Annotated in this window: 12 protein-coding genes; 8 read left to right on the forward strand and 4 right to left on the reverse strand. The window is 61.3% G+C overall.

Annotated elements, in window-relative coordinates:
- Positions 1 to 724: 724 nt before the first annotated feature.
- On the forward strand, positions 725 to 1,348 hold the full coding sequence (locus R4P70_RS01695; protein ID WP_041815383.1) for a hypothetical protein: 624 nt from the start codon (positions 725 to 727) through the stop codon (positions 1,346 to 1,348).
- A 629-nt stretch (positions 1,349 to 1,977) separates the two neighbouring features.
- Here the strand turns inward: R4P70_RS01695 and lanKC are convergent.
- Positions 1,978 to 4,560, reverse strand: a complete 2,583-nt coding sequence (gene lanKC / locus R4P70_RS01700) for a class III lanthionine synthetase LanKC (protein WP_317830292.1) — start codon at positions 4,558 to 4,560, stop codon at positions 1,978 to 1,980.
- A gap of 366 nt (positions 4,561 to 4,926) precedes the next feature.
- Here lanKC and R4P70_RS01705 point away from each other — a divergent pair, with 366 nt between their 5' ends.
- The 3 genes from R4P70_RS01705 to R4P70_RS01715 are packed head-to-tail and all read left to right on the forward strand — an operon-like array spanning position 4,927 to position 7,549.
- Entirely contained in the window at positions 4,927 to 6,120 is a 1,194-nt protein-coding gene (locus tag R4P70_RS01705) for a thiolase family protein (protein ID WP_020971181.1), read from the forward strand.
- Positions 6,121 to 6,148: 28 nt separating this feature from the next.
- Positions 6,149 to 6,910 carry a 3-hydroxyacyl-CoA dehydrogenase gene (locus tag R4P70_RS01710; RefSeq protein WP_003942978.1) on the forward strand — a complete coding sequence of 254 codons (762 nt, stop codon included), beginning with the start codon at positions 6,149 to 6,151 and terminating at the stop codon, positions 6,908 to 6,910.
- Between the two features lie 12 nt (positions 6,911 to 6,922).
- Entirely contained in the window at positions 6,923 to 7,549 is a 627-nt protein-coding gene (locus R4P70_RS01715) for a TetR/AcrR family transcriptional regulator (RefSeq protein ID WP_029256551.1), read from the forward strand.
- 87 nt (positions 7,550 to 7,636) lie between these two features.
- Here R4P70_RS01715 and R4P70_RS01720 read toward each other — a convergent pair whose 3' ends face one another.
- Positions 7,637 to 9,259, reverse strand: a complete 1,623-nt coding sequence (locus R4P70_RS01720) for a long-chain fatty acid--CoA ligase (protein ID WP_019745828.1) — start codon at positions 9,257 to 9,259, stop codon at positions 7,637 to 7,639.
- Between the two features lie 101 nt (positions 9,260 to 9,360).
- A complete protein-coding gene (locus tag R4P70_RS01725; RefSeq protein ID WP_021345909.1) occupies positions 9,361 to 11,046 on the reverse strand; it encodes a dihydroxyacetone kinase family protein in 1,686 nt (561 codons plus the stop codon).
- Between the two features lie 54 nt (positions 11,047 to 11,100).
- On the opposite strand from R4P70_RS01725, the gene R4P70_RS01730 reads away from it, so the two are divergent.
- Both R4P70_RS01730 and R4P70_RS01735 read left to right on the forward strand, forming a co-directional pair.
- The gene (locus R4P70_RS01730; protein ID WP_020909535.1) at positions 11,101 to 11,964 is read left to right on the forward strand and encodes a patatin-like phospholipase family protein; all 864 of its coding nucleotides are present in this window, start codon (positions 11,101 to 11,103) and stop codon (positions 11,962 to 11,964) included.
- Positions 11,961 to 12,815, forward strand: coding sequence for an LLM class flavin-dependent oxidoreductase (locus R4P70_RS01735; RefSeq protein ID WP_020909534.1), 855 nt, complete (start codon positions 11,961 to 11,963; stop codon positions 12,813 to 12,815). The genes R4P70_RS01730 and R4P70_RS01735 overlap by 4 nt, the downstream gene beginning before the upstream one ends.
- 1 nt (position 12,816) lies before the next feature.
- On the opposite strand, the gene R4P70_RS01740 is transcribed toward R4P70_RS01735, so the two are convergent.
- On the reverse strand, positions 12,817 to 13,827 hold the full coding sequence (locus tag R4P70_RS01740; RefSeq protein WP_020909533.1) for a threonine aldolase family protein: 1,011 nt from the start codon (positions 13,825 to 13,827) through the stop codon (positions 12,817 to 12,819).
- 334 nt (positions 13,828 to 14,161) lie between these two features.
- Here R4P70_RS01740 and R4P70_RS01745 point away from each other — a divergent pair, with 334 nt between their 5' ends.
- Positions 14,162 to 14,701, forward strand: coding sequence for an HNH endonuclease (locus tag R4P70_RS01745; protein WP_031333862.1), 540 nt, complete (start codon positions 14,162 to 14,164; stop codon positions 14,699 to 14,701).
- A gap of 19 nt (positions 14,702 to 14,720) precedes the next feature.
- Positions 14,721 to 14,978, forward strand: a complete 258-nt coding sequence (locus R4P70_RS01750) for a WhiB family transcriptional regulator (protein ID WP_003943196.1) — start codon at positions 14,721 to 14,723, stop codon at positions 14,976 to 14,978.
- Position 14,979 lies beyond the last annotated feature (1 nt).

A 14,979-nucleotide genomic window follows, 5' to 3' on the forward strand; every position in this document is an offset into this window, starting at 1 on the left:
GGATACGACGGACACCGATTTGTTACTCATCTGTCTGGTGTCGAGTGCGCATCTGCAGTCCCGAGCCAGAACCAATCTTCAGCGCTTCCGGCGGCCGAACAATACGCCGACAGCCGAGATCATGATCAGCGCCACAAGAACGACGACGATGTACGACCTGTCCGCGGCCGGTGCCACCGTTTCGCTTTCTTTGGTCACTGCATCAGTGAATGTACAGCTTATGCCTGGAGGGAACCATCCCCAGAAGTCTGTAATTCCTACCCCCACCCTCTCTGCACGCTCAGGAAGGAGATAATTGAATCGTGACGGGATTCCATAATGATCGATGCACCAACTGGGTTGATGTTGGAGTCGCAAAGAAAATACGTCCAACAAGTAGACAATGGCTACTGCGATCAGTGATACCGCCATAGCCGCTTGACTCACTCGTAATAATCGCATTTTCACGACTTTCCCCCAACAGTCACGTCATCATGAGGTGACGATGGTGTTCGTTGCTGCGATCCACCGAATCCAGCCGTGCTCAAAATTGACCTGTCGACTTTGAGAGTCGCCGAACTCTCCTGACGTAGGTAGTCCAAATCGACCATTCTCGTAGCCCTGCCTCCCGTACTCGGCAAAGATAGCACCGTGGACACTTTCTCCGTTCCGAGAAACAATCGATCGTGAGATCGGGGAAGTGGTTACTGCTAGTCCGCGACAAACAGCTCGCTATCCTCATCGAATGGATCAGGCAGTGTCGAACTCGCAGGCAACGAGAAGGTCCGGTGCTCTTCGTTGGGTTGGTTTGGTAAACGCACTTATCGCAGCGTCGGCGTCGGCGATGTATGTCGCAGCGAAATGCCATCTCACCTGGCCCGAACCTGGGGATAGTGCACTCTCGATCGCCGGTGCGATCGTTCTCTGGGTCCTCACCGCGACTGTTGCAATCGTGCTGCTCGGAGTGTGCTGGTGGCAGCGACGCCGATGGTTGTGGTCCGGTGTCGCTGTTCCGGTTCTCGTGGTGATCGCGCTCGGGATCGCGGCCGCGGGGCAGCCACATTTCGATCAGTATCGGGCAGACTTCGAAACCGTTGCACAGCAACTACTTCAAGAACCTGACGATCCCTATTCCGATGGGTATCATCGTGATCTACGAATCGGCAGATTCGATATCTCCTATGCCAACGTCAGCAGTGAAGGCCACGTCTATTTCTATGACGCACGAGATGGATTGGACATCTTGGACAATCCAGGCTGGGTGTACGCACCCGATGGCGTGTCCGACAAGACCTTCAATCAGCTCCAGTTGGAAGACATCGGGGGCGGATGGTACCGATTCCCTCATCTTGTCGTTGACAGCTATTGAAACTCAAACCACCCGACCAGCATTCCGGAGGCGAAGGGAAGTAGGAGTACGAAAAGCGTCGTGAAGGTCAAGGCGGTGTCGGTGCGGCAACTGCCACCTCCGTCGTACCAGCGTGAGCAGATGTCCCCGAAGTCCCAACTCTCGCCGAACGCTGAACGAACCAACCTGAAAACGCGGCTGTCAGGATCAGGAGGAATATCACCGCCGCTGGCCGCCCGATCTGCCCTCGGCATTGCCGCCAGGTCGCGCACATCATCGGCAAATACAGCTCGGTGAAGTGCGGATGCGTCTCATGATGAAACAATACTGTTCGTCTGGTGATCCGCACGGATTCCGAAAGCCGATACCCCGGACCTTCTCCGAGGTATCGGCCTGAGGTCAGAGGCAGAAGAAACTGAGCGAACTGATTGCCGCGTTCTGCTCGAGCTGGCCTGCGTCTCCGACGTTGCCGGCGGCGACTGACAGATCTTGAAGGGAGAGAATAGCGTCCATTGTCATTTCCTTTGTTGATCGGCGTTCTTGCCGATGGATTTGATCGATCGAGTTTGCTTGCGGTGTTGATTCAATTCCAGGTTTTTCGCCTGGTACTTCTGTGCTCCAATCTGCCGTGGGTGAAAACTTCCGAACAATTAGGCGATGTGGCAGTTCGACGCGCACATCAGTGGAAACGACTGTCGGGCAGTTGCCGATCCGGTATGTCGGAGCGACGCCAGTATTCCTGCAGATCCGGTTGCCCAGTCTGTCGAGAGTCTCAGGTTCTGTTCACCTGGAAAGTGCAGTCCTCCTGCGTGATTGAGGCTGTGTAAGCCCAGAAGCTGCAACTGCTGGGCAAGCGTCTGCTCACAATCGGCGCCGGCATATGGACTCTTGGAGAGTTCGCCGAGGAAGAGAATCAGCCCGGCTCGCCCGTTTAGTAGTCCGGCTTGGGCAGTGAATTCGACGGCGGCAGCGCGGGATATGGCAAGTAGCGCAGACGCGTAGCGCGGCTCGTCGACATGTCGAACAAGTTGAAGAAGTACCAGGCCCACGCCGACGGATCCCGATCCGAGGTACGGCATTGTCCGGCGCTCCTCTCTCAGCTGCATCGAACCGTCAGGGCACATCTGCATCACGGACAGGTCGATGTCGACAAGCTGTCGCGCGTGTTCCAGCGATCGAGGATCACCGGTCCGTTCGTAGTGGCGAGTCCAGAACAGCGCTTGCCCGCTCGGCCCTCTCATCAAGCCTCCGCGACCCGTTGTCGCCCAAGATGTTCCGTCGGTGAAGCGGACGTGTGCGCGAGCAGCCGGAAGGCGATCCCGCAGAGTTTCGGTGACGAGAGCGAGAGTTGACGATGCCGCCGGACATGACTCCGATTCCTCGAGTAGAAGGCACCCGATTCCGGAAAGGCCGCCGAAGAGGCTGGAGTCGAGATCGTCGAGTGGGACTCCACGCAAAGTCTCGACCCATCTGTCGGCAGTCGAGTGTCGTCCTAGCTGCCGAAAGGTATGCACCGCACCTGCGAGCCCGTCGAAGAAACCGAACCGTGGTTGCGTATCCGAATCAACTTGATGTTCAGTCCATTCCAGAACTGTCTCCAAGGTGTCGGTGGGAAGATCATCGGCGAGTAGGTTTCCGCACGAGCCGTGAGCAATGCCGTAACCGTTCACTTCGAACTGGGCGATGTCACCGGGAAAGAGTCGATCAGCGCGGGAGAGATCAAGTGTGGTGAGGATGCCGCAGCGCAATCGAGCGTCCATACGTTGCAAGGTTTCCCTCGACGACGTGTCCCAACGATGCGGGTGATCCGCCGGTTCCGGCGGCTGTGCGTCGAGCATCGAATAGAGCGAGGCACAGAAGGCACGAGGAAGATCGAATCGAGACACCGCGTAGCCGATGAGTTCGGGAATCTTGTTGCGGTCGAGGGGGAGCAATGTAGTAAGTGGGACAAAGAGTCCCAGCCCGATGCATCCCAAGGAGTATCGATCTGCCTCGATTCCTGTCAACTGTTGCGGTGCGGTGTACCCGGGAGCCCCGGTGGACCGGGGCGGTTGCTCGTCGATGCTGTGGGCCATCTCGAAATCGATGATCCGAATACCCGACGGTGAGCACATCACGTTGCCGGGGTGAAGATCGGCATGAACGATTCCGGCGTTGTGGAAGCTCTCGACTGCGGTAGTCAGCTGTTGTGCAATACCGAGCGCCCAGGTTCTGTATTCCGTTCGGGAGCTGAGTGTCTGATCCGCGCGTATCAGCGGATAGCGGAGCGCAATCTCCTGATTCAGGGGAGCGCCGGATGCGCGCTCGGTGACAAGAAAGTGGTGTCCTTCGCGCTCGAACAAGTTGAGCGCGGAAGGTGAGTACGGGTTGTCGGCAAGGTGAGTCAGCGTGTCGTACTCGTTGCAAATGCGGTCGATTGCGTACCGGCCGTTGGCGTCCGGGGCGGTGAAGGGCCGACCCTCTTTGATGACCAGATTGATGCCGGCGTCGTCCAGCGCGGAGTAGATCCCCCCGCTGTTGCTGAAGTGCAGGGCTTCAGTGATCGAATAGGGGAAGGCGTCGCGTGATTTCAGCTTGTCTTGCTGCGCGCGAACGAAGTCCGGGATTTGTACCCAGTCTGGAGTTCTGAAGGAAGTGCCGCGCAGATCGGGTTCGAGCGATCCGTCGGGGCGCCGTATTGCCGGGACGCGATCGCCGAATGAATCGTTGGTCTGCATGGGCAGGTACGCGCCGTACCGTAAGTAGAGTGGTCCCCGGTTCCATCGCACATCGCTGAGGATGTATGGCCCGTCGGCAGCCCTGACAAGCTCGTCCAGTTCGGTGATGACACGTTGTGTGGCAACGCTATCCGCCGGATAGATCGTGATGAATTTTCCGCTGGATGTTCGATTGGCCTGCTTGCTGTTGGAGAACCTGAGGTCTGCTGCCGTCCGAAGAAATTTGAAAGGCACCAGATTGTGGCCGCAATACGCGGAGACGGTATCGAGCAGCTCCTGCGCGTTGGCTTGGGTAGCGGAGCAGTGAATCTTCCATCCCTGTTCTGGCAGCACGCTGTCAGGCGGTTGGAAGTAGTTCCACGGTCCGCTTTGGGGACCGCGCCGCCAGAGTGACCAGCCCACCGACTTTGCAGGCTTAAAGTGCTGGTCAGTCAGTGTGTCAGGTCGAGTGACCGTTCTGATTCGGTCGTAGAAATGCGAGTCGGCACGTGTGAATGCAACGTATCGCAGGTCCACGCTCTACCTCCGGGTCAGTCCCCCTGCGGTTTGTCATCGATTGGTGCCACGCCCCGAATCCCCTGTGGCTTGGATTGCTTGTGGCGGAAGGTTATCCGATTCCGGACATTTCGGGCGAAGATTGAAAACCTATCATTCGAAAGTACTAATGAAGGGCGTGGGTCAGGGGTTCCTGATCGCCCAACTTTTCATCTGCCCACATCGGCTTCGAGTTCGGTAGCCCTCTCTTGACGGACGGTCCGACTCGGTGGTAATTGTTTAGCGAGCGCTAAGTCAGGGTGCTCTCACGATCTCGGTTCGGCATCCGGTGCCACGAACTCGGGTGCCGGACCGCCCCAGCAATGCACGTCCTCGAAGGGAACGAAGATGACCAAGGCAGTGATCGTCGATGTAGTCCGGATCGCGTCCGGCAAGGGAAAGCCGGGTGGAGCACTGTCCGGGACGCACCCTGTCGAACTGATGGCCCACGTTCTGCGTTCCATCACCTCGCGAAACGGCCTCGACCCCGCCCTGGTGGACGACGTGATCGGCGGTTGCGTCGGCCAGGCCGGTGAGCAGGCGCTCAACATCACCCGCAGCGCGGTCCTGTCGGCAGGGTTCCCCGAGTCGGTACCCGCCACCACGATCGATCGCCAGTGCGGATCAAGTCAGCAAGCTGCGCACTTTGCGGCGCAGGGCGTGATCGCCGGGGCCTACGACATCGTGATCGCGGCAGGCGTCGAATCCATGAGTCGTGTCCCGATGGGTACCACGACGATGGGGAAGGATGCTTCCGGTCCGGGCATCGCGGCTCGCTACCCCGAAGGCCTGGTCAACCAGGGAATCTCTGCAGAATTGATCGCCGCCAAGTGGAAGCTTGACCGCGACGCTCTCGACGCATTCTCCGCGCAGTCCCACCAGCGGGCAGCAGAGGCAGCGGCGAAGGGGCTCTTCGACAAGGAGATTCTGCCGATCTCGGTGACCAACGCCGCCGGTGAGACCGTCTCGCATATCTTCGACGAGACGGTTCGCGCGTCTACTACCGCCGAGGGACTCGCCGGCTTGAAGCCGTCGTTCTACTCGGAGAAGTACGCGCAGCGCTTCCCCGAAGCGCAGTGGTCGATCACTCCCGGTAACTCGTCGCCGCTCACCGATGGCGCGTCCGCAGCACTGATCATGAGCGAAGAAATGGCGTCGAAGCTGGGGCTGACCCCGCGAGCTCGTTTCCATTCCTTCTCCGTTGCGGGCGACGACCCGATCTTTATGCTCACCGCACCCATCCCAGCCACCCACAAGGTGCTCGCTCGCGCGGGTTTGAGCATCGACGACATCGACACCTACGAGGTCAACGAGGCCTTCGCTCCCGTCCCGCTCGCCTGGGCTCACGAGTTCGGCGCCGATCCGGCAAAGCTCAACCCGTGGGGCGGCGCGATTGCACTCGGCCATGCCCTGGGGTCCTCGGGTACTCGACTGTTGACCACGATGGTCAACCACCTCGAGGCCACCGGCGGACGCTACGGTTTGCAGACCATGTGCGAGGGCGCCGGCATGGCCAACGCCACCATCATCGAACGCATCTGAAACACATAACCTTTCGAAAGGAACTCTCATGATCGTCAACGACAGCGTCGCCGTCGTCACCGGTGGAGCATCCGGCCTCGGCCTGGCTACGACCAAAGCCCTTCTTGCCGACGGTGCCAGCGTCGTCATCATCGACCTTCCGTCGTCCAACGGTGAAGCCATCGCCAAGGAACTTGGCGACCGGGTCCGCTTCGCGGCTGCAGACGTCACCGACGAGGCTGCGGTCACCGCTGCACTCGACGTGGCCGAGTCCCTCGGACCCCTGCGCGTGGCAGTCAACTGCGCCGGAATCGGCAACGCAGTCAAGACGGTCAGCAAGAAGGGTGCTTTCCCGCTCGACGCATTCAAGAAGGTCATCGACGTCAACCTGATCGGCACCTTCAACGTTCTTCGTCTTGCTGCGGAACGTATTTCGAAGACCGAACCCATCGACGGTGAACGCGGCGTCATCATCAACACCGCCTCCGTCGCAGCCTATGACGGTCAGATCGGGCAGGCTGCGTACTCCGCGTCGAAGGGTGGCGTCGTCGGTATGACGCTCCCCATCGCCCGTGACCTCGCGTCGCTGCTGATCCGCGTCAACACCATCGCTCCCGGCCTGTTCAAGACCCCGTTGCTGGCCGGACTGCCTGAAGCAGCTCAGGCGTCGCTGGGTCAGCAGGTGCCTCACCCCTCTCGCCTGGGCGATCCCAGCGAGTACGGCGCGCTTGCTGCGCATATCGTCTCCAACCCTATGCTCAACGGTGAGACGATCCGCCTCGACGGTGCAATCCGTATGGCACCGCGGTAATTTCGGCTATTCATGACTGGCGAGGTGGAGCCCGTGAATTCGGTGGCAGTGGACTGGAGGACTTTCCCGCCGCTGGTGATGACCGACATCCTGATGGCTTCGCTCGAGCTGTTCGACGAGAACGGTTACCACGGCACGACGGTGCGGCAGATTGCCAACCGTGTCGGGGTAACCGTTCCCGCGCTCTACTATCACCACGCGAACAAAGAGGCAGTCCTCGTCGCTCTGTTCGAGATCTCGATGAGTGAGCTGAATACCAGAACCGAAGCGGCAGAGGTGGAAGCCGGCGAAGATCCGGTACGACGCTTCGCCTTGGTGGTGGAGGCGATTGTTCTCTACATGACCCACCGGTCGCGGCATGCTGCGTTGGACACCGAGATTCGGCATGTCTCACCGGAAAGCCGAAGTCGATACGCCGCCAGTCGTAAGCGGCTCGAGTTGCTCATGCGCAGGATCGTCGACGACGGTGTGGCATCGGGAGATTTCGCGGTCACCGACACCGAAGAGACCGTCCGGGCCATACTCGGTATGGCGCAGTCACTGCCGCGTTGGTTCCAGACCGGCGGGCCGATGTCGCCGACGCAATTGGCGCAGAAGTACGTCGACATCGCTTTTCACACGGTCGGTTATCGTCCGTAAAGTGCATTGCTCGTTAAACGAAGGTGGGCAACAGAGTGAAAACCTGTTGCCCACCTTCAGTATTCATGCTTCAGCATTCACTCCGTGTCAGAGGCGAGTGACTTCGAGTCCGCCTTCGTGGTAGTCGGCCCTCAGGCGCTTCTTGTCGAACTTGCCGACGCTCGTCTTCGGAACTTCCTGAACCACAGCCCAGTTCTCGGGGAGCTGCCACTTGGCGACCTTGTCCGAAAGATATTGCTGGAGTTCGGACATCGTGGTCTCGGAACCGGCGCGCAGAACAACCGCGACCAACGGGCGCTCGTCCCACTTCTCGTCCGGCACGCCGATGACGGCAGCTTCGGTGACGTCGGGGTGACCCATGACGGCATTCTCGAGGTCGACCGATGAGATCCATTCGCCGCCGGACTTGATGATGTCCTTGGAGCGGTCGGACAGGCTCAGGAAGCCGTCGGCCGTGATGGATCCGACGTCACCGGTCTTGAGCCAGCCGTCGTTGAACTTGTCTTCCGCATCGACGCCGTAGTACGACCCGGTGATCCAGGGGCCGCGCACTTCGAGCTCGCCGACGGAAACGCCGTCGTGTGCAACAACTTTGCCGTCATCGTCGATTAGACGTGCCTCGACGGATGCCGGGAAGCGGCCCTGAGAGTAGCGGTACTTCCACATCGCGTCGCCGGTGACACCGGCCGGCGGGCGGGCAACGGATCCGAGTGGGGAGGTTTCGGTCATGCCCCAGGCGTGCAGGACGGAGACGTTGTGGTCGGCTTCGAATGCGTGCATGAGGGCAGGCGGTACAGCGGAGCCGCCGATCAGAACCTCACGCATCGAGGAGATGTCCTGTGGGTTCTGCTCGAGGTAGAGGTGCAGGCCCTGCCAGATGGTGGGTACGGCCGCGGCGAACGTCGGCTTCTCGCTGGCGATGATCGCAGCCAACGGAGCAGGCTGGAGGAAGCGATCGGGCATGATCAGCGAGGCGCCGATCATGAACGCAGCGTAGGGAAGTCCCCACGACATGGCGTGGAACTGAGGCACCACGGCGAGTGCACGATCGCCCTGCGCGAGGTTGGGGCCGTCGCTCATGCAGACCTGCATGGAGTGCAGGTAGATCGAGCGGTGGGAGTAGACGACGCCCTTGGGGTCGCCCGTGGTGCCGGACGTGTAACACATTGCGGCAGCACTGAGTTCGTCGACCTCGGGCCAGTCGAACTCGGTTGGCTGATCGGCGATCAAGCCCTCGTATGTGTGAACCTGCACGCCCTCGGGAGCTTCGAGTCCCGCAGTGGAGGAACCGGTGACGATGATGTGCTTGACGGTTGTCAGCGACGGAAGCTGCGGAGAGAGAAGCGGAATCAGGGACGGATCGACGATGATCACGCGGTCCTCGGCGTGATTGGCGACGTGGATCAACTGCTCGGGGAACAGGCGAATGTTCAGCGTGTGGAGCACAGCACCCATCGAGGGGATCGTCAGGTACGCCTCGAGGTGCTCGGAGTTGTTCCACATGAACGTGGCGACTCGCTCGTCACCCTCGACACCGAGTCCGCGCAGGGCGTGCGCAAGCTGTGCGCAGCGCTTGCCGACGTCTGCGTATGACACACGGCGCGGGCCGGACTCGGTCCACGTGACAACCTCGGAAGCGCCGTGAACGGAGGCACCGTGGCGGAGAAGTTGAGCAATGGAGAGGGGGGCGTCTTGCATGGTGCTCAGCATGGGCTGCTCCTGTGTGGTGTGTGAGACCGGTGCTTTTGCCCACGGGCCCTCACAAACGATGTGCTGTGGCTGCCAGATTAGTCACAGCTGCGAAGTGCTCGCTAGTGACCCACTGCACTAGCGAAAAACCACGCTATGAGTAGCGCTCCCGGATCGACCACTCCGCGAGCGGCTTCGCCCACATAACTTGCACGTCCGCGGTTCGCGAGCATGGTTTCGGTCGACTCCGCGCCGGCCGCCGCCGCTGCCGCTGCGCTGGCCAGAGCAGCGTCCCGATCGGCTCCCGAGTTCACGGATTGCTCCAACGACTCGACCGCCGGAACTATCGCGTCGACCATCGTCTTGTCGCCGACGCGTGCGCCGCCGAGCGAGGTGATGTTGTCGAGCCCCGCCCGTGCTGCAGTCGCGATCGCACCGAGGTCGAGTTCGGAGTCCGCTGATTCTGCGGCGACGCGGAAGAAATGCCGGAACCAGATGCCGAACAACGCGCCGGACGTACCGCCGGCGTGACCGAGGTACGCCTGGGAGACTGCATCGAATATCGTTGCAGTGGAATAGGTGTCACGGATCGCCGAGATGTCGAGCTGATCCAGTGCGGCCACCATGTTGGTCCCGAAGTCGCCGTCTCCTGCTCGTCGGTCGAGATCGGTCAGGGCAGGTTCCTGCTCCAGTACCTTCGCGGCCCAGTCCGCAATCCAGCCGCCGACGAAGCTGCTTTCGGCAGTGCGTGAGGTGTCGGGTGTGAATGTGGGACCGAATGATTCACGCTTGCCCATGCCGCTGTACTCACGTGCCATAGCATTCGGCCAGGCGGGCGCTTTTGTTGGTGCGTCCCATAATTCGAGGATTTCTTTGTTTGTGCGAACAAGGGTGATGGATGCTCCGGCCATGTTCAATGCAGTGACGAACGTTCCGATCAGCGTCCGCTCGATGTGAATTCCCTGGTCGGCCAGATAATCTCCGAGTTCGGCGAACAGTAGTTGCAGCTCCATTGGGTGGGTGGCTCCCAGCCCGTTGACGACCGCAATGACGTGATCACCTTCGGCGAGACTCAGGGACTCGATGATCGGATCCGTCAGCCGTCGCACCAATTCCGGTGCGGGCAGGGCGTCCACGCGTTCTGTGCCGCGTTCGCCGTGGATTCCGATACCAAGTTCCATCTGCCCGTCCGGTAGGTCGAACGACGGCTCGTCAGCCCCCGGCAAGGTGCATGGGCGAAGAGCGACGGCCATGCTGCGAGCCGAGTGCGCGACGTGTTGTCCGATCCGGGTCACCTCGGCCAGGTCGTCACCGCGGGCGGCCGACGCGCCGCAGACCTTCTCCACCACGATCGTTGCCGCAGTGCCGCGTCGCCCCGGGCCGCTACCGTCTGCGCGTTCGGTCGCGACGTCGTCGTCGACCAAGACGACGTCCGTGTCGATCTTGTCCTCGCGGAGTAGTTCCCGTGCGATACCGAAATTCATCACGTCGCCGGTGTAGTTCTTCACGATGTGCAGGACGCCGCCACCGGCGTCGGCAGCTTTGGATCCTTCATGGATCTGCAGTGCGTTGGGTGAGCTGAAGATCAACCCGGGACAGACGGCCGTGAGCATTCCTTCGCCGATGAATCCGGCGTGCATGGGTTCGTGACCCGAGCCGCCGCCGGAGACGAGCGCGACTCGCCCGCGCGGAAGGGGCTGTGCACGAGTGAGGTATCCGGGATCGGGGTTCCACGCGATGTCGTCGGTGGATGCGATCAACCCGCGGAGTGCGTCGGGAACAAATGTCTTTGCGCTGCGCATGAACATCACTTCAGAGTAGGTCTAACGTCGAGTTCGGGCACGGATCGTGATCGACGAGAGGTGGACGGCGTGAAATTGGGGTTGGTACTTGCCGGTGGCGGCGTTGCGGGAATCGCCTGGGAAACCGGTCTTCTGTTGGGCGTTCAGGACAAATCGCCGGACGCTGCCGCAGCGCTGCTGGCAGCGGACGTATTGATCGGCACTTCTGCAGGTTCCACCGTGACTGCTCAGATTGCGGGCGGCGCGACACTTCAGGAGCTTTTCGACGCACAAACGGCCGCTGCGACCGGTGAGATCGATCCGGAGGTAGATGTCGAGGTCCTCGGTCAGATGTTCGTCGACGCGATCGCGGGCTCCGCGGATCGGTCCGAACAACTTCGTGCGCTCGGCGAGGCAGCGATGGCCGCCGACACCGTCGAACCCGCCGTGCGTCGTGCGGTCATCGAGGCAAGGCTGCCCGATCGGTTGTGGCCCGAGCGGGAGTTGCGCATCCCGGCGATCAACGCACAAACCGGTGAGTTGAGGGTGTTCGGCAGTGCTGACGGCGTAGAACTGATCGACGCAGTCGGAGCAAGTTGCGCCGTACCAGGGGTGTGGCCGGTAGTCATGATCGAGGGCGACCGGTACATGGACGGCGGAATGGCAAGTGGCTCGAATGTTCATTTGGCTGCCGACTGCGATGTGGTCGTGGTTCTTTCACCTGCTGCCGATCCCGCCCCGAATCTGCTGGGCGGCAGCCTACGAGAGGAAATCGACGCGATGACGCAGTCACGGGTACTGGCGATCTTCGCCGACGACGCCGTCGTGGAAGCGATCGGAACCAACTCTCTCTCGCCGGCGACAAGGCGCCCGGCAGCTGAACTCGGACGCGAACAGGGTCGCCGAACAGCTGACGAGATCGCTGCGTTTCTGGTGACGGCATGAGCGCCGCACGGATTGCCGTGGTCCTGCGCCCGGAGCAATCCCCGGAAGATCTGGTTCGGCATGCGGGGTATGCCGACGAAGTCGGTATCGACGAGGTCTGGCTGTGGGAGGACTGCTTCTTCGGCGGAGGAATAGCCACTGCTGCAACTGTATTGGCTGAAACCACGCGCCTGGGAGTAGCGATCGGTGTGCTGCCGACTCCGATGCGCAACACCGCGATCACGGCGATGGAGATTTCGGCGCTGGGCAGAGTTCATCCGGATCGACTGCGGGTTGGCTTCGGCCACGGTGTTCAGAGTTGGATGCGGCAGATCGGCGCCAAGGTCGAATCGCCGTTGACCCTCCTCCGGGAGCAGTTCGGAGCACTCGAGCGATTACTGCGCGGTGAGTCGGTGACGGTATCCGGTCGATACGTGAATCTCACGGACGTCAAGCTGGCGTGGCCGCCCGAGAAGGTGCCGCAGTTGCTCGTCGGTGCCACGGGGCCAAAGACTTTGGCGCTCAGTGGTGAGTTGGCGCAGGGCACCGTGCTCTCGGGTGGGACGACCCCGGAAGGCGTTCGCCGGGCGATCGCTCATATCGGAGCGCAGGATCTCGAGGTGGTCGTTTACGTCATCTGTGCATTTGGTTCCAGCGGTCGTGAGCGCGCCCTTGCCGAGGCAGCAGCGTCAGGGTGCGAGTCGCCGGAGGAAGCGATTGCCGTGGGGACCGCGGCCGACGTTGCGGCCGCAGCAGTGCGATGGGTGGACGCGGGTGCAACCACCGTGGTACTCCAACCGACCGTTGACGAGCCGGACGTCCGTGAGTTCATTCGCCTTGTCGCGCAGGAGGTTCAACCGCTGATGGTGTAGCTCAGGCGGCTAGTCGGGACAGAACGTCGTCGATGTCGGCAGTGCTCACGTCTCGATGTGTCACGAACCGAACCTTCCCGGCGACGGTGACTGCACCGACGTCGACAGCGGCGAGCTGAGCAACGGTGGCCGACGGATCGGCTGTGGCGGCGAGAACGATGTTGGTTGCGGGTTCGTCGACAGCCCAACCGCGTTCACGAAGGCCCGACGCCAGGCGTTGCGCATTGTCGTGATCGTCGGACAGGCGAGCTTGTGAGCGAAGCGCGACGATGCCGGCTGCGGCAAGCACCCCGCCCTGGCGAACGCCGCCGCCGAGCATCTTGCGGATCCTTCGGGCTTCGGTGATCAATTCAGGTGATGCGGCCAGAATCGAGCCGACCGGCGCACCGAGTCCCTTGCTCAGGCACACCTGGACGGTATCGGCGCCGGAAGTCAATTCGGTGGGCGAAACATCGAGTGCAGCAGCGGCATTCCAGAGGCGGGCGCCATCGAGGTGAATCTTCAAGCCGCGTGATCTCGCCGCGTCGACCAGTTTCGTCCACTCCGTCGGATTCATGACGGCGCCGCCGGCGAAATTGTGGGTGTTCTCGAGACAGAGCAGCGTGGTGTTCAACGTGAAGTACGGGCCGGGGGAGCCCGCCGCCTTCACGACGGTCTCGGGACTGGGACGTCCGGGTCCGCCGTCGTGCGGCAGCGCCATCGGCATTCCCTGTGCGAGCCAAGCAGCGGTGCCCAACTCTGACCCCAAGACGTGAGAGTGTTCCGGTGCGAGGAACTGATCGCCGCGGCGAAGGTGCAGCATCAGCGCAATCAGGTTGCCCATCGATCCGCTCGGTACCCACAAGGCCGCCGGAAAGCCCAGAGTATGTGCGACCTCTTCCTCGAGCGCCGCCATGGTCGGGTCGTGATCGAGGACGTCGTCACCGACCTCGGCGTCAGCCATCGCCTTCCGCATCTCCGCATCAGGCTTGGTGACGGTGTCCGAGCGTAGGTCGATGTACGACGAAGTCATGGCTCATTCGATCAAGCCGCGTGTTCCGGCGTCAAACCGCGGCCTTTGCTGGACGGCTATTCCGGCCTGATAAATCAATATCGCTGAGGATGCCTTCCGTGTGATGATGGGCGCCGGCAATCGTCGGTGAAGAGAACAAGAAGTGGAAGGGACAGGCATGCGCGACTCGAAGCAAGCGTTGCACCTGCGCGGGCAATCACCCCGCGGCATTTCCCTTCCTGCATTCGGGGAACAGAGTGGCGCTGGATATATGCCGTTCCCCGTTTCTTGTATTTGCTCCTGACCCGTCTTCACGTCCAGGAGTTCCACTCCTCGACATGAACTGAGACGTCTCATGCGGAACCCGAACCGCGCATCTACCGCCGCTTCTCACAGTTGGATGAACCGGTCCGTCCGGGTACTCAACGCAACGTACGAGTACCTCGGTGAAGTGAGCGCCGATCGTGCGGTCGTCCTGATCGCCACCGGTTCTGCGCAGTCCACCGAAGACGTGATCCCGATATTTCCGGTGCGCTCCAAGCACGTCGAGATCCCACTGCCTCGGACGATCCTGCTTGCCGAGTACGTGTATGTTGCCCACCGGGTTACGGTCACCGATTCCAGCCGAGCGACCTTCGCCGGCATCTTCGACCGGGACGGTCGTCAATGTGCGTACTGCGCCGCCAGAGCAACGACCATCGACCACGTCCAGCCGCGAAGCCGCAACGGGCCCAACACGTGGGGGAATCTGGTGGCGTGCTGCAGTTCCTGCAATCAGCGCAAAGCGGATCGCACACCGGCTGAGGCCGGCATGCGGCTGCTGTGGGAACCGAAGGCACCTCGACGCATCGAGAAAGTGCAGCAGAAGATCTGGCGTGAATTGAGTCGGACGTGACGGTCGAAAGGAGTAAGTGATGTGCGCTGACGAAATCTCGAATCTGGCTGAGCTTCTGCCGATCTCGGACGACCGAACCTGGTGGCAGGCGGAATGTCGAGGAGACCCCGAGCCGGACCGCTGGTTTCCCTTTCCGTCCGAAGGATACGACTACGCGACCGACGTGTGCAACAGGTGCCCGATTGCGGAATCGTGTCGCGAATTCGCCTCTGCCACTGGCCAGACCGGAATCTGGGGAGGAGTGAAGTTCGAGCAGGGCAGGATCGTCGCGGCGTGAG

The organism is Rhodococcus sp. IEGM 1241, assembly GCF_033142365.1.
Taxonomy (GTDB): domain Bacteria; phylum Actinomycetota; class Actinomycetes; order Mycobacteriales; family Mycobacteriaceae; genus Rhodococcus_F; species Rhodococcus_F erythropolis.

Excerpts from the sequence above, each read along its gene's own strand:
- R4P70_RS01695 (WP_041815383.1), top strand. The coding sequence starts at position 725 with ATGGATCAGGCAGTGTCGAACTCGCAGGCAACGAGAAGGTCCGGTGCT.
- R4P70_RS01705 (WP_020971181.1), top strand. The coding sequence starts at position 4,927 with ATGACCAAGGCAGTGATCGTCGATGTAGTCCGGATCGCGTCCGGCAAG.
- R4P70_RS01710 (WP_003942978.1), top strand. The coding sequence starts at position 6,149 with ATGATCGTCAACGACAGCGTCGCCGTCGTCACCGGTGGAGCATCCGGC.
- R4P70_RS01715 (WP_029256551.1), top strand. The coding sequence starts at position 6,923 with ATGACTGGCGAGGTGGAGCCCGTGAATTCGGTGGCAGTGGACTGGAGG.
- R4P70_RS01720 (WP_019745828.1), bottom strand. The coding sequence starts at position 9,259 with ATGCTGAGCACCATGCAAGACGCCCCCCTCTCCATTGCTCAACTTCTC.
- R4P70_RS01725 (WP_021345909.1), bottom strand. The coding sequence starts at position 11,046 with ATGTTCATGCGCAGCGCAAAGACATTTGTTCCCGACGCACTCCGCGGG.
- R4P70_RS01735 (WP_020909534.1), top strand. The coding sequence starts at position 11,961 with ATGAGCGCCGCACGGATTGCCGTGGTCCTGCGCCCGGAGCAATCCCCG.
- R4P70_RS01740 (WP_020909533.1), bottom strand. The coding sequence starts at position 13,827 with ATGACTTCGTCGTACATCGACCTACGCTCGGACACCGTCACCAAGCCT.
- R4P70_RS01745 (WP_031333862.1), top strand. The coding sequence starts at position 14,162 with ATGCGGAACCCGAACCGCGCATCTACCGCCGCTTCTCACAGTTGGATG.
- R4P70_RS01750 (WP_003943196.1), top strand. The coding sequence starts at position 14,721 with ATGTGCGCTGACGAAATCTCGAATCTGGCTGAGCTTCTGCCGATCTCG.